Here is a 1,432-nt window from a genome sequence, read left to right as displayed (position 1 = left end):
GTTAAATTTGAGTGATCGTCTGCATATGGAGTATTTCCAGCCCGTGGTAGATGAAAGCCTTGAAGCACAACCTGTCACTTTCTTGCGTTCGCAACAGGCATTTGAAGCCCACAGCAACTTACTGGAAAGTGCCGAGCAAGCGGGCTTACGTCCAGCACATGGCTGTCGTATGGGAATTTGTAATACCTGTACCTGTACCAAAATCAGTGGTTCCACCAAAAATATTCTGACGGGTGAAATTGATCATGGCAATAACACCCAAATTAAGCTATGCGTCAGTCAGGCCATCAGTCCTGTCGCGATCAATCTTTAACAATCGTCAGCCCATTTAAATAGATTCGGAGAAAAATAATGAATATGTCCGTAAAATTTCCGTTGAACAGCAAATCTAACTATTTGACCCCAGAGCAGGTTGAGGAGTTTGGTCGCCGTGTTGAACAGATTCGCCGTGAAGTCATGGAAAATATAGGAGAGGCTGATGCCCAATATATCTATAAAATTCGTAATTTCGTGCGTTATAGCGAAATCGCCTCACGTAGCATGTTGATGTTTGGTGGCTGGATTCCACCTGTTTGGTTATTAGGGACTGGTCTACTGGGTATTTCCAAAATTGTCGAAAATATGGAGCTCGGTCATAACGTCATGCATGGTCAGTTTGATTGGCTGAATGATCCTAGTTTAAATGGTGCCAATTATGACTGGGATACCATTTCGACTGGCGATGACTGGAAACATACCCATAACTATGTCCATCACACCTATACCAATATTGTCGGTAAAGATCATGATGTCGGTTATGGACTATTGCGCGTCAGTGAACAACAAAAATGGGAACCCCGCTTCTTATTGAATGTTCCAATGGCAATGCAACTAATGGTGTTTTTTGAATGGTATGTTGGGGCGCAGAATTTACATTTAGAAGATGCCATTGTATACAAAACCAAATCATGGAAAGAGGTTTGGAAAGATTCGGCTAAATTGCGCAAAAAAGTAGTGCGTCAGGTCGGTAAAGATTATGTGTTTTTTCCATTGATTGCTGGACCAAATGCCATTCCTGTCTTTTTGGGTAATGCTGCGGCCAATATCATTCGTAGTTTATGGTCGTCTGCGGTGATTTTTAACGGTCATTTCACCGAAGACGCTGAAACTTTTGAAGAAGATAACACCGCAACTGAAACTCGCGCGCAGTGGTATTTACGTCAGATTCGTGGTTCGAGCAATTTTACGGGGACAGACTGGTTACATATTTTAAGTGGCAATTTGAGCCACCAAATTGAGCACCATTTATTTCCAGATATGCCGGCTAATCGCTACTCAGAAGTTGCCCCAAAAATTAAAGCATTATGTCAAGAATATGGGGTGAACTATAATGAAGCGGACTTTATGAAACAGTTCTGGAGCGTTTGGGTACGTTTGGCTAAATGTTCATTAC

2 protein-coding genes are annotated in these 1,432 nt (G+C 42.2%); both read left to right on the top strand.

The window, feature by feature from the left end; genetic code table 11:
• Positions 1 to 313: 2Fe-2S iron-sulfur cluster-binding protein (locus JR005_RS14550; protein WP_228731751.1), on the top strand; the 313-nt coding region annotated here is incomplete at its 5' end.
• Positions 314 to 351: 38 nt separating this feature from the next.
• Positions 352 to 1,432 (top strand): fatty acid desaturase family protein (locus JR005_RS04340; RefSeq protein WP_416378506.1); only part of this gene is annotated, 1,081 nt, incomplete at its 3' end.

This window comes from Acinetobacter sp. Colony158 (assembly GCF_019264745.1).
GTDB lineage: Bacteria > Pseudomonadota > Gammaproteobacteria > Pseudomonadales > Moraxellaceae > Acinetobacter > Acinetobacter ursingii.
This window is presented reverse-complemented; position numbering and strand designations above follow the sequence as displayed.